This window comes from Hyalangium ruber (assembly GCF_034259325.1).
GTDB classification, from domain to species: Bacteria; Myxococcota; Myxococcia; order Myxococcales; family Myxococcaceae; genus Hyalangium_A; species Hyalangium_A rubrum.
On the sequence record NZ_JAXIVS010000002.1, the window covers coordinates 607449 to 629657 of the forward strand.

16 protein-coding genes are annotated in these 22209 nt (G+C 70.2%); 5 read left to right on the forward strand and 11 right to left on the reverse strand.

Translation table 11 applies throughout. From position 1 onward, the window contains the following. The first annotated feature begins 18 nt into the window (after positions 1 to 18). The gene (locus SYV04_RS07535) at positions 19 to 3981 is read left to right on the forward strand and encodes a protein kinase domain-containing protein (protein WP_321544951.1); all 3963 of its coding nucleotides are present in this window, start codon (positions 19 to 21) and stop codon (positions 3979 to 3981) included. 9 nt (positions 3982 to 3990) lie between these two features. On the opposite strand, the gene SYV04_RS07540 is transcribed toward SYV04_RS07535, so the two are convergent. The 3 genes from SYV04_RS07540 to SYV04_RS07550 all read right to left on the reverse strand — a co-directional run bounded on the left by SYV04_RS07540 (position 3991) and on the right by SYV04_RS07550 (position 7959). Then, positions 3991 to 7221 carry a type 2 lanthipeptide synthetase LanM family protein gene (locus tag SYV04_RS07540; RefSeq protein ID WP_321544952.1) on the reverse strand — a complete coding sequence of 1077 codons (3231 nt, stop codon included), beginning with the start codon at positions 7219 to 7221 and terminating at the stop codon, positions 3991 to 3993. Between the two features lie 47 nt (positions 7222 to 7268). Continuing rightward, positions 7269 to 7526 carry a mersacidin/lichenicidin family type 2 lantibiotic gene (locus SYV04_RS07545; protein ID WP_321544953.1) on the reverse strand — a complete coding sequence of 86 codons (258 nt, stop codon included), beginning with the start codon at positions 7524 to 7526 and terminating at the stop codon, positions 7269 to 7271. 133 nt (positions 7527 to 7659) lie between these two features. After that, positions 7660 to 7959: a mersacidin/lichenicidin family type 2 lantibiotic gene (locus tag SYV04_RS07550; protein WP_321544954.1), complete on the reverse strand. Its 300-nt coding sequence runs from the start codon at positions 7957 to 7959 to the stop codon at positions 7660 to 7662. 157 nt (positions 7960 to 8116) lie between these two features. Here SYV04_RS07550 and SYV04_RS07555 point away from each other — a divergent pair, with 157 nt between their 5' ends. Continuing rightward, complete coding sequence (locus tag SYV04_RS07555; RefSeq protein ID WP_321544955.1) at positions 8117 to 8389, forward strand: mersacidin/lichenicidin family type 2 lantibiotic; 273 nt, start codon at positions 8117 to 8119, stop codon at positions 8387 to 8389. Between the two features lie 70 nt (positions 8390 to 8459). Here SYV04_RS07555 and SYV04_RS07560 read toward each other — a convergent pair whose 3' ends face one another. The 4 genes from SYV04_RS07560 to SYV04_RS07575 form a co-directional block, all read right to left on the reverse strand. Then, positions 8460 to 9866, reverse strand: coding sequence for a pilus assembly protein (locus SYV04_RS07560; protein ID WP_321544956.1), 1407 nt, complete (start codon positions 9864 to 9866; stop codon positions 8460 to 8462). A 26-nt stretch (positions 9867 to 9892) separates the two neighbouring features. Continuing rightward, positions 9893 to 14212 carry a pilus assembly protein gene (locus SYV04_RS07565; RefSeq protein WP_321544957.1) on the reverse strand — a complete coding sequence of 1440 codons (4320 nt, stop codon included), beginning with the start codon at positions 14210 to 14212 and terminating at the stop codon, positions 9893 to 9895. A 110-nt stretch (positions 14213 to 14322) separates the two neighbouring features. After that, entirely contained in the window at positions 14323 to 15075 is a 753-nt protein-coding gene (locus tag SYV04_RS07570) for a DUF1338 domain-containing protein (protein WP_321544958.1), read from the reverse strand. Positions 15076 to 15124: 49 nt separating this feature from the next. After that, the gene (locus SYV04_RS07575) at positions 15125 to 15640 is read right to left on the reverse strand and encodes a macro domain-containing protein (protein ID WP_321544959.1); all 516 of its coding nucleotides are present in this window, start codon (positions 15638 to 15640) and stop codon (positions 15125 to 15127) included. A 42-nt stretch (positions 15641 to 15682) separates the two neighbouring features. Between SYV04_RS07575 and SYV04_RS07580 the strand changes: the two genes are divergently transcribed. Then, on the forward strand, positions 15683 to 16411 hold the full coding sequence (locus SYV04_RS07580; protein WP_321544960.1) for an SDR family NAD(P)-dependent oxidoreductase: 729 nt from the start codon (positions 15683 to 15685) through the stop codon (positions 16409 to 16411). A 1-nt stretch (position 16412) separates the two neighbouring features. Here the strand turns inward: SYV04_RS07580 and lepB are convergent, their stop codons facing one another. Then, positions 16413 to 17120, reverse strand: coding sequence for a signal peptidase I (gene lepB / locus SYV04_RS07585; protein ID WP_321544961.1), 708 nt, complete (start codon positions 17118 to 17120; stop codon positions 16413 to 16415). 9 nt (positions 17121 to 17129) lie between these two features. Next, the gene (locus SYV04_RS07590; protein WP_321544962.1) at positions 17130 to 18137 is read right to left on the reverse strand and encodes a serine hydrolase domain-containing protein; all 1008 of its coding nucleotides are present in this window, start codon (positions 18135 to 18137) and stop codon (positions 17130 to 17132) included. Positions 18138 to 18290: 153 nt separating this feature from the next. Between SYV04_RS07590 and SYV04_RS07595 the strand changes: the two genes are divergently transcribed. Beyond that, positions 18291 to 18758, forward strand: coding sequence for a hypothetical protein (locus SYV04_RS07595; protein ID WP_321544963.1), 468 nt, complete (start codon positions 18291 to 18293; stop codon positions 18756 to 18758). Positions 18759 to 18760: 2 nt separating this feature from the next. Here SYV04_RS07595 and SYV04_RS07600 read toward each other — a convergent pair whose 3' ends face one another. Both SYV04_RS07600 and rarD read right to left on the reverse strand, forming a co-directional pair. Further along, the gene (locus SYV04_RS07600) at positions 18761 to 19732 is read right to left on the reverse strand and encodes a TIGR03885 family FMN-dependent LLM class oxidoreductase (protein ID WP_321544964.1); all 972 of its coding nucleotides are present in this window, start codon (positions 19730 to 19732) and stop codon (positions 18761 to 18763) included. A gap of 111 nt (positions 19733 to 19843) precedes the next feature. Beyond that, positions 19844 to 20785, reverse strand: a complete 942-nt coding sequence (rarD, locus tag SYV04_RS07605; protein WP_321544965.1) for an EamA family transporter RarD — start codon at positions 20783 to 20785, stop codon at positions 19844 to 19846. Between the two features lie 106 nt (positions 20786 to 20891). Between rarD and SYV04_RS07610 the strand changes: the two genes are divergently transcribed. Further along, the gene (locus SYV04_RS07610; protein ID WP_321544966.1) at positions 20892 to 22154 is read left to right on the forward strand and encodes a hydroxymethylglutaryl-CoA synthase family protein; all 1263 of its coding nucleotides are present in this window, start codon (positions 20892 to 20894) and stop codon (positions 22152 to 22154) included. Positions 22155 to 22209 lie beyond the last annotated feature (55 nt).

Genomic DNA, 22209 nt, shown 5'->3' on the forward strand with positions numbered 1-22209 from the left:
CCGGTAGCCTGATCCGACATGTCTCACGCCTCTCCACCGCCCGCCGCGCTCGGCCCGGGGACCGTCATCGCCGGCCGCTTCGTGCTCCAGGCCCAGACGGGCCGCGGGGGTATGGGTTTTGTCTACCAGGCCCGAGACTTGCTGACGGAGCGCACCGTGGCGCTCAAGCTGCTGAACTCCCGGAGCGGCTCCGAGGCGGCCCGGCGCTTCGAGCGCGAGGCGCGGGTGCTCTCGGAGCTGCGCCACCCCGGCATCGTCTCCTATGTGGCCCACGGCCTCACCAACGAGAGCCAGCCCTACCTCGCCATGGACTGGCTGGAGGGGGAGGACCTGGCGCGGCGGCTCACGCGCCAGCCCCTGAGCCCCGCCGAGGCGCTGCAGATGCTGCGCCGCGTCGCCCAGGCGCTGGCGCAGACGCACGCGCGGGGCATCGTCCACCGAGACCTCAAGCCCTCCAACCTCTTCCTGCGCGGCGGGAAGGTGGAGGACGTGGTGCTGCTGGACTTCGGGCTGGCGCGCGTCAACGCCACCTCGCAGGCGCTCACCGCCAGCGTCATGGTGCTGGGCACCCCGGGGTACATGGCCCCCGAGCAGGCCTCCAACAAGCCGGACATCACCCCCAGCGCGGACATCTTCTCCCTGGGCTGCGTGCTCTACGAGTGCCTGGCGGGCCAGCCTCCCTTCCGCGCCCCGCACCTGGCGGCGATGCTGGCGAAGGTCCTCTTCTCCGAGCCGCTGGAGCTGCGCTCGCTGCGCCCCGAGCTGTCCCCCGCGCTGCAGTCGCTGGTGGAGCAGATGCTGGTGAAGGACCCCCGGCAGCGGCTCGCCGACGGGCAGCAGCTCTCGCGCGCGGTGGAGTCCCTGGAGGTGTCGCAGGAGCTGCTGCCTCCGAGCCCCAGCACGGCCTCGGTGCCCACGGGCCTGTCCAACGCCGAGCAGCACCTGGTGAGCGTGCTGCTGGCCACCTCCGAGGGGCCCTGCTCGGGGGGCGCTCCCATGAAGGCAGAGGATGCGGCGCGCATCCGCGGGATGATTGCCCCCTTCCAGCGCGAGCTGCAGGCCCATGGCGGGCAGACCGCGCTGCTGTGGGATGGCTCGCTGCTGGCCACCTTCCTGCTGGAGCGCGGCACGGCCACGGACCAGGCCGCCCTGGCCGCGCACTGCGCCCTGTCCATCCAGGAGCGGCTGCCCGACAGCCTGGTGGTGCTGGCCACGGGGCTGAGCCTGCGGGGAGAGCGCCTGCCGGTGGGCGAGGTGATGGACCGGGCCGGTGAGTTCCTCCGGCGGCTGGAGGGCAGCGCCGCCACCCTGGCCTCGCGGGTCATGCTGGATGAGACGACCGCGGGCCTGCTGGGCTCGCGCTTCGAGCTGGACAAGCTGGTGTCCGGCACCTTCCTGCTGCGCAGCCGCCAATTGCGCGTGGACGAGACGCGCCCGCTGCTGGGCCGTCCCACCCCGTGCGTGGGGCGCGAGCAGGAGCTGGCCATCCTGGAGCTGGCCTTCCAGTCCTGCGTGGAGGACTCCGCCGCGCGGGCCCTGCTGGTGACGGCGCCGGCCGGCATGGGCAAGTCGCGCGTGCGCCATGAGTTCCTCCGCCGCCTGGAGCAGGGCGAGCAATCGGCGCTCGTGCTGCTCGGGCGGGGCGACCCGATGAACGCCGGCTCCGCCTATGACTTGCTGGGCCAGGCGGTGCGCCGGCTGTGCGGCGCGGTGGACGGCGAGCCGCTGGAGGCCCGCCGCGAGCGGCTGTCCCGCTACGTCTCCGAGCACCTGCCGCCTGAGCAGGTGAAGGACACCGGGGTGTTCCTCGGGGAGCTGTGCGGCATCCCCTTCCCCGTGGACAACAGTCCGAAGCTGCGCGCGGCGCACGAGGACCCCCGGCTGATGAGCGCCCAGGTGACGCGGGCGATGGTGGCCTTCCTCCGGGCCCACTGCGCCCAGCGCCCCGTGCTGCTGGTGCTGGAGGACCTGCACTGGAGCGACGCGCCCACGGTGCGGCTCGTGGAGGAGGTGCTGCGCGAGCTGGCCGAGTGTCCCCTGATGGTGCTGGCCCTGGCGCGGCCGGACGTGAAGGAGCTGTTCCCCGGCCTGTGGTCGCGCTTCCTGCAGGAGGTGCCGCTGCGCGGGCTGAGCCAGAAGGCCAGCACCCGGCTGGTGCAGGAGGTGCTGGGCACCAAGCTCCCCGAGGCGGTGGTGGCCCGGCTGGTGGAGCAGGCGGCGGGCAACGCGCTGTTCCTGGAGGAGCTGATCCGCGGCGAGGCGGAGGGGCGAGGCGAGGCGCCTCCGGGCACGGTGCTGGCCATGCTCCAGTCGCGCCTCCAGCGGATGGAGCCCACCCTGCGGCGCGTGCTGCTGGCCGCCAGCATCCTGGGCCGCACCTTCTGGGCCGGCGGGGTGCGGGCGCTCCTGGAAGGAGACCTCTCCACCGAGGAGCTGGAGCAGAGCCTGCGCCAGGTGGTGGAGCTGGAGGTCGTCCAACCCCACCCGCGCAGCCGCTTCCCGGACGAGACCGAGTACCGCTTCCGCCACGCGCTGGTGCGAGACGCCGCCTACAGCCTGGTGCCCGACAGCCTCAAGCCGGACGGGCACCGCCTGGCCGGGGCGTGGCTGGAGCAGGTGGGCGAGGCGGACCCGCGCGTGCTGGCCGAGCACTACCAGCTGGGGCAGCAGAAGGAGCGGGCCGCTTATTTCTTCACCCGCGCCGGAGAGCGGCTCTTCGAGCGGCAGGACCTGATGGGGGCCCAGAAGTGCCTGGACGCGGCGCTCGCCTGTGAGCCCACGGGGGCCACGTTCATCGAGCTGCGCGCGCTGGAGGCCGCCATCGCCTTCTGGATGGAGGACTTCTCGCGCACCTACCGGCTGGGCAGCGAGGTGCGGCCCCACCTCGTCGCCGGCAGCGCTCAGTGGGGACGGGTGATGTGCGGGATGATTCTCGCCGGCCCCCAGAGCGGGCACATGGCGGAGCTGCCCGAGCTGAGCCAGGTGCTGCTGAGCACTCCGCCGGACGCCGAGGCGGTGACCATCTACGTGGAGGCCGTCAGCTACCTCGTCGCCATGTACACGTGGAGTGGCCAGCGGCAGGAGGCCCTCTCCGCGCTGGAGCGGCTGAACGCGGCCAGCGCCGAGACGGTGGCGCGGGATGCCATGGCGCGCGGGTGGACGTACAACGCCCGGAGCTACTTCGACTACTTCCTCGATGCGCGGCTCTGGCAGTGCCAGTCCTGGCTGGAGCAGGCCGTGCAGGCGTTCCAGGAGGTGGGCTCGGACCGCAACCAGGCCGCGCCCCGAGGCCTGCTGGGGCTGACGCTGGTCGCGCTGGGAGACGTGCCGCGCGCCATCGACATCTCCCGCGAGAGCCTGGCCGGCGCCCTCCGGGCACGGCAGATGTATGCCATCACCTATTCACAGCTCCACCTGGCCCTGGTGCTGACCAGCAGCCCCGAGGCCGGCCACCAGGAGGAGGCCCGCCACCTGGCGCTCCAGGTGCTGCGCACGGAGAAGGTGAACCTGGTGCACCTGGGCATGGCACACATCGCCCTGGCCCGGGTCGCCGCCTTCCAGGGCCTGCCCTCGGAGGCCGAGGCGCAAGCCCGCAAGGCGTGCGAGCTGCTGGGCATGCTCAAGCCGCTGCAGCTCATGGCGCGGATGAGCTTGTGCGCGGCGCTGCTGGCGCGGGGACGCTCCTCGGAGGCCCAGGCGCAGGCGGAGCAGGGCGTGCAGGTGCTGGAGCAGATGGGCGGCCGCGGCGCCGCCGCCGTGGGGATGTGGCTGGCGCTGGCCGAGGCCTGCTTCGCCCAGGAGGAAGCCGCCCCCGGGGAGAACGCCCTGCGCCAGGCCGTGCGGTGCCTGCGCCAGCAGGCCGAGGACATCCCGGAGCCGGACGCCCGCGAGCGCTTCATGCGCCAGGTGCCGGAGAATGCCCGCACCCTCCAGCTGGCCCGCCATCGTTGGGGCGAGCACTGGGAGGGCATCCTGCGCTGAGGGGCCCGCTCAGCGCGGGGGCTCCAGCGCGAGCACGCTCGGCACCCACTCCGGCGCGGATAGCCGCAGCAGGCCGTGGCCGATGCCCGCCAGTCCCATCAACAGGCCGGGGCTCTCACTGCCTCGGAGCAACCCGCAGCGCCACTCGCCCTGTTGGCCCTGGCGGAGGACGGAGGTGGCACACCGCAGCGCCGCCTGCGTCCATCGCGGCTCGCCGAGCCGCTCGCCCGCCAGGTGCAGCACCTCCAGGTTGCCCACGTCGCCATGGCACAGGCAGTGGCTGCCGCCGAAGCCGGTGCGCAGCGTCGTCTCCAACCCCGTCTCGAGCTCGGCGCGGACCTCGGGCCCATCCATGTGCCGCAGCGAGAGCAGCCGCCCGAGGGCAATCCCCCCGGCCCCATGGCACCACATGGCCATGAAGTGGCCCGCGGGGCCCGTGACCGTGCTGCCAGGGGCGCGCAGGTCCTTCCAGTTCCCCTGCTCCGGGACGAACAGCAAGCGCTCATAGGCCAGGCCTCGGTGAGCGAGCTCCGCGTAGCGCGCGTCTCCCGTGGCGGCGGCCAGCTCCAGCAGCGCCCAGCAGATGCCCGTCACGCCGTGGGAGAAGCCTCCCAGCGGCTGCTCTCCCACCTCGCACTTCCAGGCCACCACACCCTCCGAGAGGGTCACCGCCGTGGCCATGAGCCGCCGCCCACAGCGCTCCGCCACCTCCAGGTATCGCGGCTCCTTCGTCCGCTGGTACAGGCCCAGCAGCGCCACCGCGAGCCCCGCCGAGCCGCTCAGCAGATCCAAGCGCATGTCGGCGTCGATGAGCGGCTCCAGCGCGGACAGCCCGTCACGCACCTCGTCCAGCAGCGCGGGCTCGTTCCAGAGCGCCGCCAGGTGGCCGAGCACATAGACGGGAGCGCCCCGGCCCACGAACACGCCCATGCCCGAGCCGCTCTCCGGGCGTGGCTCGCGCCAGCTCTCGAGCACCGGCTCCGCCGCCGCGCGTGCCAGCGCCTCGAAGTCCGCGCGCCCCGTCCGCTTCGCGAGGCAGGCGAAGAACAGCGCCATGCCGCCCAGCCCCTCGTAGAGGTCCATGCCGACGGGCGACAGGCTCCAGCGCCACTGCTTCATGTCCTCCAGGTTCAGGCCAATCCAGCTGGCATCCGTCGCGCCCCGCACGGCCTTGGCCGCCAGCGCCTCGCCGATGGCGACCGCGCCCGCCAGGCACTCCTCCGCCGTGGCCTCGGGCAGGAGCGCCTGCGCCTCAGGAGTCGTGGCGGTCCGCGCCGGGCCCCGCCCCTTGTCGAGCGACACCATCGCCTTGCGGATGAAGGACACCTGGTTGGCGCAGTCCCGCTCCTCCAGGCCCTCGAGCCGCCGCATCACGACGCTCAGGCTGTCGCGCGGGAAGTAGTCCGGGATGCACTCGCCGGTGCTGCTCCACAGGTGGCGCGCGCCGGGGCGGGCGGTGAAGAAGGGGATGTCTCCCAACCGCAGATCCTCATGCTCGAACGGCACGAGCCGCCGCATCGCGGGCAGGTGCCCGGCTTCCACCCACAGGTGGTCGAGCACCTTGTCCCGTTCCAGCCCGTCCCGCAGGAAGTCCGGGTGGTGGCTCTCGTGCAGGAGCAGCGCATAGCGCTGGGTGGCGCGGGCGATGTGGCGCACCTCCACGTCGGCGAAGGCGCGCAGGCGCGGCGCCAGCTCCTCGCGCCGGCTCGCCAGCAGCGCATACGTGTCCTGGAAGCCCTGGACGATGTCCTCGGTGAAGTCGGTGGGGTCCACCGGCGCATCCCCGAGCTGGGGCCGGTTGTTCGAGCCCTCCATCGTCCCCTGGCGGCGCACCACGCGCATGGTGTCGCTCCAGAGGTCCTCCACCATCGCCACCCGCTGGGGCGACAGCTGCCCGGCCTCGCCGCCCAGCCCGCTCACGTCGAGCCCCGCCCTGCCCTCTCGGCCGTAGAGGAAGATGGGCAGCATGCCCACCGAGACGATCGACTGGTCCAGCATCGCCCAGGCACGCGCGCGGGCCCGCTCGCCCGGCTCCGGCGGCATTCGCGGGTGGAAGAGCGCCTCCAGGTCCACGAGCACCGGGTGCTCGCCCGAGGCGATGAGGTTCTCCAGGTGGAAGTCCACCGCGGACAGCAGGTGGAGCAGCGCCAGGAAGCTGCCCTGCCTCCAATAGAAGCGCTGGAGCGCCTCACGGGAGTCACACCCGGTACACGCCACGTACTCCACCCATCCGTGGTCCCCGCGGTCCACCACCGTGAGCACGCGGTGCGGGTGGCGCATGCCCTCCGCGTTGAGCCATTGCACGAGCTGCTGGAAGCGCACGTCCACCGCGAGGGACTTCGGCTTGTAGACGAGCCGCAGCCCCGAGCCGAACCGCAGCAGGAACACGCCCCGGCCTCCCCGGTGCATGTCCGAGACGCCTCCTTGAATCGCGACCAGGGGACCGAGCGCCCCGCCACCGAGGAACGTGCGGCCGAGCAGCTCGCGCTCCTCGGCGAGGTGACCCAGGAACTCCAGGCGGGTGTCGCACCAGCGCTCCAGCGAGGTGGCCATCAACCGGGCGAGCACCGGGTACTCCTCCAGGAGCGCCGCGCGTACGCCCGGCTCCTGGAGCCGCACCGTGGAGAAGTGGTGGAAGCGCTCGCGCGGCGTGCTCCCCGAGAGCTGATCCATCATCCGAGCCACGTTGAGCTCCAGGATGAGGACCCGCGAGGCCAGCTCGTGGAGCCGCTGCATCAGCCCCTCCAGCAGCGTGGCCTCGAGCTCGGGCGCCACGAGGGGCTCTCCCGAAGCCTGCCGGGCCTGGAGCGCCGCCAGCCCCGCCCGGAGCCTCGCCGCCCCGAGCCGCAGGAACGGCTGGAAGAAGCCCGAGAACGGCAGCCCGGCCGCATTGGCGCTGACGGGAGCCTGGAGCGAGTCCGGCAGCGGCTCCCCGGCGTAGCGGTCCTCGAGCACCTCCTGGATGAGGCGCTCCCAGGGCTCGCCCGGGGCCGAGCCCTCCGCCTGCTCCTCGCTGGCGAGCACCCGCAGGAAGTCCTCTCGGCTCAGGCCGATGCTGCGCAGGCGCTCCTCGAGCACCGGCTCGTCCACGGACATCACCTGTCGCCAGGCGCTCGCGCGCTGCTCAGCCTGCTGGAGGGCGGCCTCGCTCTGGCGCTCGGAGCCGCCTGCCTCCGCCATCGCTCGCTCGTGGAGGAACGTCGCCTTCTTCCAGGGGAATACCGGTACGGGGGCTTGCATGCGTGCCTCTACGAAGAGCGGAGCGGAGCGGAGGGTGCCGGGAGCCGTCACGCCACTTCGGGGAAGAGGATCTTGATGTCGCAGTTGATGATGCCGCAGGTCTGCTTGGGCTCGCCGGTGCAGCCCGTGTTGGCGACGTCGATGGGAGCAGGACGCCCGCCGATGATGTCGCCGAGCTCTTCCTCACCCAGTTCGGTCAGCGGCCGGCCCGAGGGACACTCCGGAAGCGACGCGCGCTGCTCGGGGGAGAGGCGGGCGCGGTACTCGGGGTTCTTCCAAGCCTGGATGATGTTGCGAGGGTCCATCGAATTCTCCTGTGGGGGTGGGCCGTGCCTTCACTGGCGCGGACATGAGGAGAGAGTTCGACGAGGCCGTTTGTGATGGGGCGGGGTGAGCACCTCTCACGCGACTCGAGAGGGGCTCACCGTGCCCCAGACTTCAGAAGCCGCGCGTGTTCAGCACGGCCTTGTCGAGGACGACCGGGTTGACCAGCTCGAGCTGATTGATGCGCACGGAGGTGAACGTCTTGGTGGTGAAGGGCACCGTCCAGTCCGTGCACATGCACCCATCCTCGATGAAGAGGAGCGCCCCACCCACGGCGTCCGCCAGCTCCGCGTCATCCAGCTCGGTGAAGGCGGTACCAGCCGGGCATTCGGGAAGCGCCGAGCGCTCCTCGGGGGTGAGGCTCGCGCGGAACGCCGGGTCCTTCCAGGCCCGGACTACAGTCTCTCGCTTCATGTCCCTGCTCCTTGCATTGCCCGTGAGTGGGCATTCGGAAGGAGTGAGCGCCGAGGGCTTTGTGACAGGCGGGCGCTGGCGGCCCGACTGCCTCACAAATCACGACGGGGTCCTCTACCGGAGCAACCCCTCGCAGGGCCTCACCAGGAGATGCACCATGAAGAGAGAGCTGATCATCCGCGCGTGGAAGGATCCGGAGTTCCGCGCCCGTCTGTCCACCGAGGAGCGCGACGCGCTGCCCGAGTCGCCGGCGGGCTACGCCCTCAGCGAGCTGGACGAGAGCCACCTGGCCGACGTCGTGGGAGGCCGCATCGGACCGGATCAGGACCTCGGCGACTTCCCGCCCTGGGTCACCCCGTACATCCGGGTCAACCCGTTCGGCTGGCAGGAGCGCGCGACCGCCTTCAAGTTCGCCGCGCAGCGCTTCTGAGCGAGCACCGCCGCAGGCCCCGAACGCCGCGCCCGAGCGGGTGCGGCGTCCGGGTCTCTGCTCCAACGGACTACGGAGTCGGCAGCGTGCAGGTCGCGGCTTGCGTCTGCACGTTGCTGAGGATGCCCTGCAGCGCCAGCTGGAGGGTCGCCGCGCTGTCGGCCGAGTAGTAGAGGCCGCCGCCCACCGCCGCCGTGTTCTTCAGCAGGTTGCTCTGGATGCCGAAGCCCACCGTGTGGACGGTCACGCGCTGCAGGCCCGCGGTGTCGAACTCTCCCACCACCGACGGGGTATTGCGCTGCAGGTCCTGCTGGGACAGCAGCCTGGCCACGTCGTCCAGGTAGTAGTTCGGGTTGTCATCGGTGTAGCTGGTCGAGCTGGTGCCCTTGTCGCGCCCGCTGCTGCTGTTGTAGCCACACCACTCCGTGTCCGGGCAGTAGACGGGCCCACCATTGAGGGTGCGCAGCTTGGTGACGACCGTCGCGTTGAGCGAGTCGCTGGTGGGCTCTCCATCGGTGATGATGACGACGGCGGAGTGCTGGCACTGCCAGCACACGCTGCGGCTCGAGGAGGTGAGCAGCGGGTTCTGGAAGCCCAGCGGGTAGGTGTAGCCCGTGCCGAAGCCGAACACGTCCCGGTACACCCCGTTATCCGAGGTGAAGTAGTAGCCGATGTTGAGCAGCGAGCGCGCCAGCGGCGTGCTGGTGTTGTAGGTCAGCGCGTTGAGATCCTGGACATAGTTGATGCGGTGCGAGTCAAAGGCATAGGGGTCCGCCCGAGCCGCATCGCACGTGGCGTTCTGTCCCCTGCCCATGACCGTGTTGGGCGCCGAGTTGGAGAAGTAGCTGTAGCCGACCCGCGTCTGCTGCAGGTTCTTGATGACCTTCTTGAGCACCGCCCGCATCGTCACGTACTTGGGCGGGTTGAAGTTGAGGAAGCGGCCCGAGAAGATGAAGTTGGGGTTGCTCAGGTCCCCGTTGTTGACGGCTTCGGCCTCGGGCACCTTGTAGTAGCCCTTGAGGTCCAGACAGCTCATGCACCGGTTGTAATCGTTCGTGCGCGTGGTGTTCCAGTCGGGCACCTGCGACTGGCAGGCCTGCTCCTTCGAGCTCCAATAGGGCGTGGGGTTGCTGCTGTCGAGCCAGGCCATGTAGCCGTAGAACTTGCTGTCCTGGAACAGGTTGGGGAAACCCGTGTCCGTGCCCAGCCCCGTGCCCACGTCCGGCACGGCGTAGACGGTGTCCGGGTGCCAGCCACGGCTCTCTTGCGCCGCATCCAGGCGCGGGTTGAAGCAGCCGTTCGTCGTGTTGTTGAAGAACTCGATGTGGTCGCTGGCGACGACCTGCGGCAGCTCCCGCATCGAGCCCGAGGTGTCGACGAGGAAGTGGATGTTCGGGGGAGCGGTCTGGGCGGATGCGGTGCCGGCCAGGCCGAGCAGCGCCAGCCCGACACACAGTCGATGGGACATGAGGTTCATTCGGATTCTCCTCTTGGGGGTTTCGACTACGGGCTCACGGACACGGGGACGGAGATGAGCGGCCCCTGGCTTCCATCGCTGAGGCTCCGCGTCCAGAGCGGCGCGCTCAGGGTGACGTTCGTCACGTTCTGACCATTGAAGCTCACCTGGCGCACCGCCGCCTCGGGCAGGCTCACCTGGGTCGCGAAGCTCAGGTAGCGGGCCCGGGTGCCGGTATACGCGGAGACGAAGCCGGAGGCGCAGCTGGCCTTCCCGCTCACGAAGTCCGCCTGGTAGAGGTTCGAGTGGCGGTTGCCCACCATGCACGCCCCGGTCGAGGCGTTGTTGGGCACGAACGAATTCCAGAGCACACACCCGTTCACCACGGTGGCGCTGGTGCTGGTGCGCTCGGAGCCCTGGGCATACTGGACATACCAGCCCATGCCATTCGCCGGCGCCTCCAGCTCTTCCAGCCCCACGTTGCCGCTCGCGTCGAACTGGCTCACGTTCTGAAGGTCCGCGTCCGTGAGCATCTGGCTGTCGAACATGTCCGCCTCCGCATCGGTATTGAACGTGCGGCCCGGGGTGCCTCCTCCATAGCTCCAGACGCTATAGAAGCGCTGGGGGTACGGCGCCACCGACCCGTTGAGGGCGTACTTCGTCCGGCCGTCGGTCATCGCGCGGCAGAGCCAGGTGGAAGAGGTGCCATCACACAGGTAGTCGAACGTCCCCACGTCGTTGCTCGAGCACGTGCCCCCGGAATCATGGTCCCAGTTCAGCCGCACCCGCGCGCTGGCACACGAGGCGCCCGAAGAGCCCTGGATCGCCGAACCGCTCCAGTAGCTGTAATTGAGGTAGGTGGCATTGGTCACCGACGTCGTGGAGCCGCCCCGGCTCACCTGGAGCGAGTTCTGTACGATGCAGCCCTGCTCCGCGCAGGCGCGCGGGTTGCCCAGCCGGCACGTCGTCCCCACCTCGTCCAGGTTCTGCCGGTCCCCGGTGCCCACCAGGGTGCGAAGCGCCCCCGCCCACGGATGCACCACGTTGACGGCGATGGTGCTGAAGGGCCCGCGCAGGGCCTCGGGGCTGCCCGTCTGCCCCGGGTGGGCGACGCGGAAGGCCCGCGCCGCGTGCCAGTTGTCCACCCGCTGGCGGCTGGGGTTCCACGTGCCCGGCTGCCAGAAGCGCACCGTCCACAGCTGGCCGCCGTAGTCGCCCACCGTGGCGGTGTCGAACAGGCCGTCCGACTCGTTCACGCTATAGGTGTCGTTGCCCACGTCCGCCAGCGCCAGCCCCGCGCCGAGGGGGTAGCGCAGGAACTCGGAGCGGCTCTGCCCATCTCCGTGGAAGAAGCTCCACACGGTGTGGCCGGTGGCCACGTCCACCAGGGCCATGCCCCGGCCGCGGACCTGGAGCGCGTCATAGCCGCCGTTGAGGCCCACCACCCAGCGCTCGCGCGCGGGCATCCCGCCCATGGACCAGGGCGTCTCGACCCCGCTGCCCCACTGCCCGTAGAGGTTGCGCAGGGCATCATCGGCCTCCGGCGACAGCGCCACCGGCCCCACCGGCGGCGGCTGGGGAGCGAAGTGGCTGGTGCTCTCGCCCAGCTGCAGGGCCAGCGGGTCGCACGGCTGCGGCCACATCCACAAGAAGTCGCCCGGAACGTTGGGCGAACGGACGTTGGACGGAATGTCCATGCCCACGCCCAGCAGGCGCGTGAGGTCCAGCGCGAAGCGATGCACCCCGCCCTTGCCCGTGCCCACCACGGCCACGGTGCGGAACTCGCCCGCCTGCTTCACCCCATCCGACGGTCCGTCCACTCCGTCCAGCCACACCTCGCGCACCATGGCCGTGCCGTCCACGAAGGCGGCGTGCTTGCCCAGGTTGGGGCGCAGCTTGGGCAGCTGATCCGGCGGCATGAAGGCCCACAGCTCCTCGCCCGTTCCCTCGTCGTACTGGAAGCGGCCTCCCGGGGTGACGACCCAGCCGGTGCTCTTGCCCCCGTGGAACGCGTGGAGCATGCCCCCGTTGGAGCCCACCAGGACGAGCTTGTCGCGATTCGACGCGCGGTAGACGTACTGCTCATAGGCGTCCCCCCACGGGCCATTCGGGTAGAGCGGGCCCTGCTCATTCGGCGTCTGCCCGCTGAAGAGCGCGGGCAGGCACTGCCCGGAAGCCCCGCACTCGGCCTTCGGCATCGGCGGCTCCACGAGGATGGGCGCGGAGTGGAAGATGTCGCCGAGCAGGAACGGCCGGTCATAGTCGCGCAGGGCCGGATCCGGGTTGAGGGCGTCCGCGCCGCGGTACCAGCGGATGACGAGGCGGGCACAGTCCAGGGGCGTCAGCGAGGACACCCCGAGCAGCACCGCCAGGTCGTTGCACACGGTCGGGTTCTGGCTGATGCCCAGCGAGTCCATCAGCAGCGAGGCATTGGCCTCCGTGAACGCCACGGGCGAGTCCCTCCGGTCCAGCTTCTGGTCCCCGTTGGTGTCCACGAGCGTGTAGATGCGGCGCGTCTTCCATCGCATGGGAGAGGTCGCACCCGTTGGGCGCAGCTTCTGGCCCGCCTCCCAGTACGGCTGGGCGGGAACGTTGGGCGAGAACAGCTTCACGAAGCCCCCATCAGGGCTCTCGATGACCGGCTCCCCCGTGGCATCCACCAGGTGCGTGTCCTCACAATCGCCATCTCCGTTGAGATCGCCCATGCCGGGGCTGAGGGGATCACACCCCAGCTCCCGCTCCACGGCGGACTTGAAGCGGTAGAGGAACCCCTGCCAGGGATTGCTCCCCGGGGCGGTCTTCAGTCGGGGAATGAGGGCCGCGCTCAGGCCCGCCGCGGGCTGGAGCTCCACGGCCGGCGCCGCCAGGGCGACGGGCTGCGAAGGCGAACGCGTCACGCCGAGCAGTTCCAGCAGCGCCTGCTTGAGCGAGGCGCTGTCCTCGGCCGTGTAATACAAGCCGTTGCCCACCTGCGCCGTGTTCCGGAGCAGGTTGCTGTTGATGCCAAAGCCCACCGTGTGGATGGTCAGGCTCTGCCGGCCGGCGGTGTTGAAGTCGCCCACCACGGCAGGCGTGTTGCGCTGTAGATCCTGGGTGGCCAGCATCTTGGCCACGTCATCCAGGAGGTAGTTCGGGTTGTCGTCCGTGTAGCTGGCGAGATTGGTGCCCCGGTCGCGCCCAGTGGTGGAGTTGGAGCCGCACCACGCGGAGTCCGGGCAGTAGACGGGCCCACCATTGAGGATGCGCAGCTTGCTGACGACGGTGTTGTGGAGGTTGTCACCGGTGGGCTCGCCATCGGTGATGATGACCACGGAGGTGGACTGGCATCCCCAGCACACGCTGCGGCCCGGCGAGGTGAGCGAGCCGTTTCGGAACGCGCTCGGGTACATGTAGCCCGTGCCGAAGCCGAACACGTCCCGGTACACCCCATCATCCGAGGTGAAGTAGTAGCCGATGTTGAGCAGCGAGCGCGCCAGGGGGGTGCCCGTGGTGAAACCCAGGCCGTTGATGGCGTTGATGTAGCTGCCGCGGTAGGCATCGAAGGCGTTGGGGTTGAGGAGCGTCTGGTCGCAGGATGGGTTCTGACGCTGCCGCAGCTCGGTATTCGCAGTGGTGTTGCTGAAGATGCTGAAGCCGACGCGCGAGCCTTGGAGATCCTTGAGGACCTGCTTGAGCACCGCCCGCATCGTCACGTACTTGGGCGGGTTGAAGTTGAGGAAGCGGCCCCAGAGGATGAAGTCGAGATTGCTCACATCCCCGCTGTTGTTCGCATACGCCTCCGGCAGCTTGTAATAGCCCCGGGTGCTCAGGCAGCTCAGGCACCGGATGTAGTCAGTCGCGCGCGAGCTGTTCCAGTTGGGTATCCGCTCCTGGCATGCCTGCTCCTTCGAGGCCCAGTTCGGGGAGGGGTTCGAGCTGTCTCCCCAGGTCATGTACCCGTAGAACTTGCTGTCCTGGAACAGGTTGGGAAAGCCCGTGTCGGCGCCCAGGCCCGTCCCCACATCCGGCACGGGATAGAGAATTGCGGGGTCCCAGCCGCGACTGAGCTGGAAGGCATCCAGCTTCGGGTTGGAGCACCCGTTGATGGTGCTGTTGAAGAACGCGACGTGGTCAGCGTTGGTGACCTGCGGCAGCTCCCGCATCGACCCCGACGTGTCGACGAGGAAGTGGACGTTGGGCGGCGTGGCGGGAGTGACCAGCTGGCGCTCGTCCCCCGATGGCTCCTTGCTGGTGAGCACATCCTGAATGAGCGACGTGGTGAGCTGACAACAGGCCGCGCTGTTCTGGTTCGTACCGAGCTGCGCGGAGGCAACACCCGCCACCCCCAGCAGCACCAGCCCCAGGCAGACATTCCGCAGACGCTTCATCGAAGACCCCCAATGCCTTGAACGGAGTGCTAGGTCTCACACTCCCGTTAAGATGGGAATCCTGTTTTTACTGAGCTATCAGTGGATTCTGGCTTGACTGTGGGTCCGGATCAGCCTCCGCGCCTGGTCATGTCGAAGAGGGCGCGGGCCTGCGGGCCGAGGAAGCCATCGAAGCCGGCGGAGCGCTGGGCGATCTCGAAGTAGGCGTAGGGCCAGGTGCGAGTGCCGCCGCCCTTGAGCGCCACCGGCAGCGGCGCCGCGTGTGTGGCCGTCTGCCGCAGGGACGTACCCACGGCGCCTTCGATGTCGGCCTTCATCGGCACACCGGCCTCGCGCATGCGCCGCTGCCAGACTTCCACGTCGTCCACCGAGCCGGTGAAGTGGTTCACCTTGCGGCCGAAGGCCAGCAGCCACGCGCCGTACTGGGACTCCTTCTCCAGCTCCAGCAGCGCGGACTCCTCCGGCGGCGGAGGCGCGGAGAACCAGGCGGCCAGTGCCTCCACGTCCTCGGGCGGCGGCGGGTCCTCGGGCAGCGCGGAGAGCAGCTGCCGGGCGCGTGGTGAGAGTTCCTCCGCCTTCAGCTCGGAGATGAAGACGCGCGGCAGTCCCTCCGGGTGGGACATATAGATGGCGGCCAGGTGCGTGTCCGGGAAGGTGTACTCGCCCGCGCGCTTCCAGCCGAGCCGCTCGAACACGCGCTCGAAGAGGGCGATGCCGCCGCCGGGCCGGGCCAGCGTGCGCAGCGCCACGTGGTCATTGCGGAAGCTGCCTCCGGAGAGCTGGACGAAGGTCCGCGCGTAGGGCACCTCGGCGGCGTAGCGGTCCCACAGCAGGTCGAGCAATCGCACGGCGGCAGGGTTCATGCGCGCGAGTCATAGCCGGCCCGCGTGCCGGAGACGAGCCCGGGCGTGCTCAGGGCCGCCGGTAGCGCACCACCGTCACCTCCAGGTCCCCGACGTTCGGCTCCAGCGCCGTGTGCATGAGGCCCAGGGCGCGCTCCTCGTTGAAGCCCCCGCTGCCCGCGCCGATGATGGGGAAGGCCACCGAGCGCCACCCACGCTCCCGGGTCCGCGCGAGCGCGTTCACCACCGAGTCCCGGATGGACTGCTCGGAGGCGCGCCACAGCATGTTGATGCCGGCCACGTGGATGATGCCCTGGTACGGCAGCCCACCGGCGGAGGTGACCACGGCGGTGCCCAGCGGCATGGGGCCCACGCGCGCCAGCTCGCGGAAGGGCCCGTGCCCCGCGCGCCGCTTGATGGCGCCGGACACGCCCTGGGGTATCAGCAGCCACCAGGGGATGATGTTCCGGTTCCACGCGTTGACGATGGCGTCCACGCGCTGGTCCAGCAGGTCTCCCTCCACGACGCGAACCACCGACACCTCCGGGACAGGCCCCGCATCCTTATATAGGCGAGAGGTGGGCACGGTCCTCCGGACGATGGCATCCGGGCGGCGGAGCGATTACCCATGCCGGCCATGACCACGACCAAGAAGGTAGCGGCGGTGTTCGGAGCGGGCCCGGGGCTGGGAGCGGCGGTGGCCCGGCGCTTCGCGCGCGAGGGCTACACGGTGGCGCTGCTGGCGCGCGGGGAAGCGGGGCTGCGCGAGGTGCAGGCGAGCATCACCCGAGACGGCGGGAGCGCGGCGGTGTACCCGGCGGACGCGGGGGATGCGGGCTCCGTCTCGGCCGCCTTCTCGAAGGTTCGCGCGGAGCTGGGCGCTCCGGAGGTGCTCGTCTACAACGCGGGAGCCTTCCAGATGGGCGGCATCCTGGAGCTGGATCCGGCCGCCTTCGAGTCGGCGTGGCGGGCGAACTGCCTGGGCGGCTTCCTCAGTGCGCGCGAGGTGCTCCCGGCGATGCTCGAGGGCGGACGCGGCACCCTGCTCTTCACGGGCGCCACCGCCTCCCTGCGCGGCGGCGCGCGCTTCGCGGGGCTGGCCGTGGGCAAGTTCGGGCTCCGGGCGCTGGCGCAGTCGCTGGCACGCGAGTTCGGCCCGCGCGGCATCCACGTGGCCCACATCGTCATCGACGGGCAGATCGACACCGCGCGGGTGCGCGGGATGATGCCGGGCCGGGAGGCCTCCACGATGCTCGCGCCGGACGCCATCGCGGAGAGCTACTGGCAGCTCCACCAGCAGCACCCCAGCGCGTGGACCCAGGAGCTGGACCTGCGCCCCGCCCCCGAGAAGTTCTGAGTCACGGCGGGCAGTTCTTCAGCGCCGGCTCCAGGGAGAGGGGCAGCAGCGGGCTGGCGTGGACCTCGTGCCCCAACCGCTTCTTCTCCCAGACCGCGGGGTCCTCGCCGGCGAAGACGATGTGGCTCACCCGCGCGCGGAGGTTCGCGAAGGGCACCGTCCCCCAGTAGCGGCTGTCCCAGGAGTTGTCTCGGTTGTCTCCCATGACGAACACGTCACCTGGGGGAACCACGGCATGGCTGGGCTCCGCGCGAGCCAGGAGGCTCTGGAGGACGACGTACCGCCGCTCGCCTTGGGTTTCGAGGAACGCGAGCACGGAGTCGACTTGCTGGAGCGCGTCCGAGGGCCAGGGCCCGAGCAGGCAGCGCGGCAGCGGCGTGCCGTTGACATGCACCTCGCCCGAAGCAAGCACGTCGATGGTATCGCCCGGCAGCCCCACGACCCGATGCAGGACGTCGGAGCCCTGCTCGGGGTGCCGGAAGATGACCACATCCCCGCGCTGGGTGGCTTTGGCGGCCGACGCAGCCGAGAGATAGGACCACTGGTACCCGGAGATGAGGTCCCCGGCGTTGATGGCCGGGTACATGGAGGAGCTGGGCACGGTCCACGTGTGAACCACCAGGAACCGGAGGGCCAGCACGCCCGAGACGGCCAGAACACCGAAGCCGACGAGCAGGCCGATGAGGAGACGCAGGTGGGCGGGCTTCATGGGTGTCTTCTACTTGCGCAGCGCGGAGGTAAGGACGAAGCGGCCGCACAGCTCCACGGCGAGGGCGGACTCGGGCTCGTTGTAGAGGCTGCCGGTGAAGACGGCCACCAGGCTCTGCGAGGGGAAGACGAAGACGTACTGGCCGCCGTTGCCACGCGCGAACCAGGCGTCCACGGGGGTGTCGCCAATGCCGAACGTGTTGACCCACCAGAGGTAGCCATACTTCGAGTCCCCGAGCGGGTGGCGGCCCACGGTCGACTCCCGCACCCAGTCCTCGGGGATGAGCTGCTGGCCCTGCCACCTGCCTCCATCCAGCATCACCTGGCCCAGCTTGGCGAAGTCCCGAGGGCGCAGGCGCAGGTGGCCTCCGGTGTCGGTGCGCCCGCCGTCGGCCTCCTCCCACTCGAAGTGGGTGATGCCCAGCGGCTCGAAGAGGTGGCGGCGCGAGAACTCGGGGAACGACATGCCCGCGGCGTCCTCCACCAGCGCGCCCAGCACCACCACGCCGCCGGTGCAGTACGCGCTCGACTGGCCCGGCTCCTCCGCCATGGGCAGGTCGAGAATGAACTTCACCCAGTCCCGCGAGTCGTACATCCGCTCTTCCTGGCCGGGAGAGTCCTGCTGCCAGTCGTTGCACGCCAGCCCGGTGCGCATCTCCAGCAGGTGGCGCAGGGTCAGCCGTCCCTTGCGCTCATCCTCATTCTGGAAGGGCGCGTACCGGCTCAGCAGAGGCAGGATGGGCGCATCCACTCCGGGCAATAGCTTCTGCTCCAGGGCGACGCCCGTCAGCATCGAGGTGACGCTCTTGGTGGCCGAGCGCAGGTCATGCGGCGTGTCGCGGCGGAAGCCGTTCCAGTAGCGCTCGTACACGAGCTTGCCGTTGCGCGCGATGAGCAGTGAGTCCGGCGCGGGGTACTCCCCAGCCTCGAACTTCCGCTCCAGCTCCGCGAGCCTCGCGGGGTCCATGCCCTCGGCTTCCAGCGAGGAGACGGGCCACCCATCCTCGAGCGGATCCACCGGACTGCCAGGCCCCTCCATCCGGAGGCCCCCGCAGGCCGTCAGGCCGCAGGCCAACACCACGATGAGAAGGTCGCGGTACTTCCGCGAGGGTCTCGGATCGATGAGCATGCGGAGGCGGATAAACCCATGGGAAGCGGCAAGGAGCAACAGATGTCCAGACGGTGGATGTGCTTCGTGGCGTGCGTGTTCCTCTTCCTCGCGGCTCCGGCGAGCGCCGACGAGCCGAAGAAGGTCGAGGCGACCAAGGTCAAGAGCTTCCGCGAGCTCTCGAAGGCCAAGAAGGGCCGCGTCTTCTTGCTGCACGTCGCGCCCTCGGGGGTGCTGGTGGGCTCGCCGGGAACCCTCTACGCCGAGCCGTGTGACCCCAAGGACCCAGCGATCCAGAAGCGCACGGGCCTGGTGGGGACGGTCCAGGTCGAGGACGTACCGGAACCGGTCTCCGAGCAGATGAACGCGAAGAACAACGAGGAGCTCGAGGCCAAATCAGCCCTCACCTGCTACAGCGTCACCGCGAAGCTCAAGTCCACCCAGGGCGGGGTGACGCTCTCCTTCGTCTCGGCGGAGCCCTCGGGGACCCGCCCCTACGACGAGCGCCTCAACCCGGCGCGCGGCGACTGACCCTACGCGCGGGACAGGGCGGGGAGCACCTTCTCTCCGAAGGCCTCGATGAAGGCGTCCTGCTCCCGGTTGACGTTGTGGAGGTAGAGCCGATCGAAGCCCAGGCGCGCATCCTCCCCCAGCCAGTCGAGGTGCCGCTGGAGGCTGGAGGAGATGCGCACCGCGCGGTCGAGGTCCTGGGCGCGCACCGTGTTGGCGGCCTCCGCGAACTGCGAGGGTCCCCGGAGGTCGGTGAGCACCGAGCTGGGGAAGATGTTCGACCCCCACTGCTCGAGCGCCCCCGAGCGGGCCGCCGCCTCATCCGCGGCGTAGGACACCTGCACCTTGAGGAACATCGGCTTGCCCTCGCCACCACCGCGCCGGAAGGCTTCCACCACCTGGCGCAGCGCCTCCGGCGGCTGGGAGATGGTGATGAGCCCGTCGGCCCAGCTCCCCACCCACTCGGCCGTCTTCGCGGTGATGGCGGCACCCACCAGCAGCGGTGGCTCCTTCGGCCGGGTGTAGAGCTTCGCCTCCTCCACGGTGACGAGGCCCCGGTGCGTCACCGTCTCGCCGCGAAAGAGGGCACGGAGGATGTCCACGCACTCGCGCAGCCGTGCGTTGCGCTGTTCCTTGGTGGGCCAGCCCTGTCCGGTGATGGCCTCGTTGAGCAACTGCCCGCTGCCGAGCGCCGCCCAGACACGCCCCGGGAACATCTCCGCCAGGGTCCCCAGGGCCTGGGCGATGATGGCGGGGTGGTAGCGCTGGCCGGGCGCGTTCACCACGCCCAGGGAGAGCTGCGTGGTGGCGAGCGCCGCGCCCATGAAGGACCAGGCGAAGCCACTCTGGCCCTGAGCCTCCGTCCACGGGTGGAAGTGGTCGGAGTTGAGCGCGGCGCGAAAGCCCACCCCTTCCGCCTTGCGCACCATGCGCAGCAACGCGCTGGGGGGAAACTGCTCATGAGAGGCGTGGTAGCCGACCTGGACCCTGGACATGGAGGCCCGAACCTTGTCGCAGGGGCAGGCGGGCCGGGAGCGCTCTGGCCCCCGACTGTCCGCTAACGAAAGCGGCCCCACGCCACGAGTGTCTCCACCTGTTCCTTCGGGCTACGCGGACTGGGTCCGCCGCGGCTTCGTGACGGGCACGGGCGTGCCTCCGAGCCGGCTACCCCGCACACTGTCGGCGGCGTAGAGGAGCACGGCCGTCCAGATGAGGGCGAAGGTGACGGCGTGGCGAGAGGTGAACGACTCGCCATAGACCAGCACCGCCAGGGCGAGCTGGCCGGTGGGCGCCAGGTACTGGATGAAGCCCAGCGTGGAGTAGCGCAGCCGCTTGGCGCCCAGGGCGAACCACAGGAGCGGCAGCGCGGTGGCCACGCCACTGCCCACCAGCAACAGCGACTCGCGCACGGTGCCCGCGAACAGCTGGCCCTGCTGGGCCATGGGCACCAGCAGCAGGAACAGCACCCCCACGGGCGCGGCGAAGCCCGTCTCCACCGCCAGCCCCGTGAGCGGCTCCACGGGGGCCATCTTGCGCACCAGCCCGTAGAAACCAAAGGTGAGCGCGAGCAGCAGCGACACCCAGGGCAGCACCCCCAGCCCCACGGTGAGGTAGAGCACGCCGAGCGCCGCGAGCCCCACCGCCACGAGCTGCAGCGGACGCAGCCGCTCGCCCAGCACGACCCGGGCGAGCACCACGTTGAGCAGCGGGTTGATGTAGTAGCCCAGGCTGGCCTCCAGCACATGGCCGGTGTTGACGGCCCAGATGAAGAGGAACCAGTTGGAGGAGATGAGGGCGGTGGACACGAGCAGCGCCACCAGCGTCTTGCGCTGGCTCAGCGCGCGCTTCACCTCCGGCCAGCGCCGGGCGAAGGTGAGCAGGCCTGCGACGAAGAGGAAGGACCAGACCACCCGGTGGGCGATGACCACCAGGGGTGGCACCTGCGCCAGTTGCTTCCAATAGATGGGGAACAGGCCCCATGACAGGTAGGCCGCGATGGCGTAGGCGAAGCCTGACGCGCGCGGAGCGGGCGAGGGCTCGCTGGGCATGGCTGCTTTCTCTCTCTCTCGTCCCTCTCGGGCTGGACCTAGATAACATCCCCCCTGGCCGCACCGCATGACGAAGCACGCTCTCCTTTAGGACCCGCCAACCGCCATGAAGAAGCCCGTCGGAATCGAAGCCCTGGCCATCGCCGTCCCCCGCCGTTACGTGGACCTCGCGGAGCTCGCTCGCGCGCGCGGAGTGGACCCGGCCAAGTACACCTCGGGCCTCGGAGCGCGGGAGATGGCGGTGTACGACCCGGGCGAGGACACGGTGGCGCTGGCGGCCTCGGCGGTCTCGCGGCTGCTGCGTACGCACCAGGTGGACGCCTCGCGCATCGGCATGCTGGTGGTGGGCACCGAGACGGGCGTGGACCACTCCAAGCCGGTGGCCTCGCACGTCCAGGGCTTGCTGAAGCTGCCGCGCACCATGCGCGTGTATGACACCCAGCACGCCTGCTATGGCGGCACGGCGGGGCTCATGGCGGCGGCGGAGTGGATTGCCTCGGGAGCGGCGGCCGGGCGCAGCGCGGTGGTGGTGTGCTCGGACATCGCCCGCTACGGGCTGAACACGGCGGGCGAGCCCACGCAGGGCGCGGGCGCGGTGGCGCTGCTGGTGAGCGAGCAGCCGGACCTGCTGGCGCTGGACGTGGGGCTCAACGGCTCGTGCAGCATGGACGTGTACGACTTCTGGCGTCCGCTGGGCCGGCGCGAGGCGGTGGTGGACGGGCACTACTCCATCCAGTGCTACCTGGAGGCGCTCTCGGGGGCCTACCGAGGCTGGCGTGAGCGGGCGCTGGCGCACGAGGTGGTGCGCTGGGGCTCCACGACTCCGGGAGAGCAGCTGGCGCGAATCCTCTACCACGTGCCTTTCTGCAAGATGGCGCGCAAGGCGCATACCCAGCTGCGGCTGTGTGACTTGGAGGACGCGCCCAACGCGGCCACCACGACGGCCGAGGCGCGCGAGGAGCTGGCCAAGTCGAGCGCCAGCTACGAGGCGCAGGTGGCCTCCTCGCTGAGCCTCAACGCGCGCGTGGGCAATGTGTACACCGCCTCGCTGTACCTGGCGCTGGCAGGGCTGCTGCACGCCGAGAGCAGCGCACTGGCCGGGCAGCGGCTGGGCCTGCTGTCCTACGGCAGTGGCTGCGCCTCGGAGTTCTTCTCCGGCGTGGTGGGAGCGCAGGCGGCCCAGCGCATGGCGCGCACGGACGTGGAGGCGGTGATGGCGCGGCGCGAGCGCGTGTCCGTGGAGGAGTACGAGCGCCTCATGAAGCTGCCGGGAGATGCGCCGGAGGCGCTGGCCCCCGCGCCGGGAGAGTTCCGCCTGGCGGAGATTCGGGACCACAAGCGCCGCTACGTCGAGGGTGCCGAGAGCTGAACTCATCCCAGCGGGCAATGCTCCGCGCGCGATGACTTCCGCTAGGCTCGGTGGC